The sequence below is a fragment of the Elusimicrobiota bacterium genome (genome assembly GCA_040757695.1).
GTDB lineage: Bacteria > Elusimicrobiota > UBA8919 > UBA8919 > UBA8919 > JBFLWK01.
Map to the genome: position 1 here is coordinate 1 of JBFLWK010000217.1, position 1,571 is coordinate 1,571.

Sequence of the window (1,571 nt, forward strand, 5' to 3'; positions counted from 1 at the left end):
CGTGCTGTTATTGTAAGAATAGATGATATCCTTATTATTGCAGTGTTTTTGATGTGGCTTGTACGCAATGCAGTTCATAAAGAAGTTCAGCTTTTTGTTAATACACCACTTAACAGACCAATGCTCTTTTATACAGTTATATGTATTATCTCTTCGGCACTTGGCATTATTCGCGGGGATATAGACCCGAGAATTACTTTTTTCTATGTGATGAAATATATTGAATACCTGCTGTTATTTTTTCTGGTGGTTAATGTTGTGGAATCAGAATCGCAATTAAAAACAATGTTGATTATTTTCTTTACAACTGCCTGTATTGTAGTGCTTTATTCGTATTATTTGATAGGTCAGGGGGTAAGACCCTACGCTCCTTTTGATATTGAAAGAGGTGTAACTGAAACCGCTACACTTGGAGGATATTTTTTATTAGTTTTAGGATTAACACTTGGAATGCTGGCTTATGAAAAACAAAAAAAACTTTTGCTTTTTTTCACAAGTTTATTTTTTCTTATTTTACCACCTCTAATTCAGACACAATCAAGGGCATCATATTTCGGCTTCGCTGGGTTAGTAATTACTTTCTTAATTTTGGCGAAAAAAAGGAAAGTAACATTTTTATTTTCTATTATTGGAGGATTATTATTCTTAAATGCTTTGTTTCCATCTTATAGAGATATATTATTTAAACGAATGAAGTACACTGTGGAAGGTAATTTTCAAGTTACTACTTATGTCGGGAAGTTTAACCTAAGATTGGAAGAATCAGCTGCTGCGAGAGTAAATTTCTGGAATAGAATTTTTGAAGAATTTTTACCTAAACATCCTCTTTTAGGCAAGGGGGTTTCAAGATTGCCTGTTGAAGGACAAATTCCGCTTGTAATTGGGGAGACGGGTGTGTTGGGGCTGGTGGCTTTTTTTTGGATGTTAATTGTTATCTGGAAAGAAACAAAAAAGCTTTACATTACAGGCAGGAATGAATTTGAATACAGTATTTCATTAGGATTTTTAATTGCATTTGTGGCAATTTTTTGTCATAGTTTAACCGTAAATACTTTCATTATTATTAGAATTATGGAACCCTTCTGGCTGCTGACAGGCATTATAATGGTTGCAAGAAAAATACAGATGTCACAGGGGGTAACGAAATAACTCTTTTGGAAAATAAGAAATTGAAAGATTGGCAGTTGTTAAGCATTATTATTTTATTTTGGTGAAAAATGTCAGGACAAAAGGTTAAGTTGTATTTAATGCCAAATTTTAATATAATAATACATAGTAAAGTTAGATTCTCTGATAAATTATCTGAGATGAAAAAATGGTGGGGGTGTAAAAAAATGAACAGGATGATTAAAGTATTTTTACTGACAGGTTTAGTTTTAGGTTTGAGGGATTTGTCTTACGGAATTGACTATTATGTTGATTCACTTAACGGATTGGACATAAATAGGGTCTACTGAAAAACGGAAAACTGATTTGAAATATTGACGGAAAAATGGTAAAATATAATCACTGAAATCAGGCGAAAAGTGCAAGGAAAAACGACGAAACTCTCAAAAAACCTTGCACTTTTA

The 1,571-nt window shown here is 32.5% G+C and carries 2 protein-coding genes; both read left to right on the forward strand.

From position 1 onward, the window contains the following. The coding region (locus AB1349_14265; GenBank protein MEW6558490.1) for an O-antigen ligase family protein at positions 1-1,149 on the forward strand (1,149 nt) is incomplete at its 5' end. Between the two features lie 68 nt (positions 1,150-1,217). Continuing rightward, the gene (locus AB1349_14270) at positions 1,218-1,457 is read left to right on the forward strand and encodes a hypothetical protein (GenBank protein ID MEW6558491.1); all 240 of its coding nucleotides are present in this window, start codon (positions 1,218-1,220) and stop codon (positions 1,455-1,457) included. The last annotated feature ends 114 nt before the right edge of the window (positions 1,458-1,571 follow it).

Coding starts and splice junctions, on each gene's coding strand:
- AB1349_14270 (MEW6558491.1), top strand. CDS start 1,218: ATGTCAGGACAAAAGGTTAAGTTGTATTTAATGCCAAATTTTAATATA.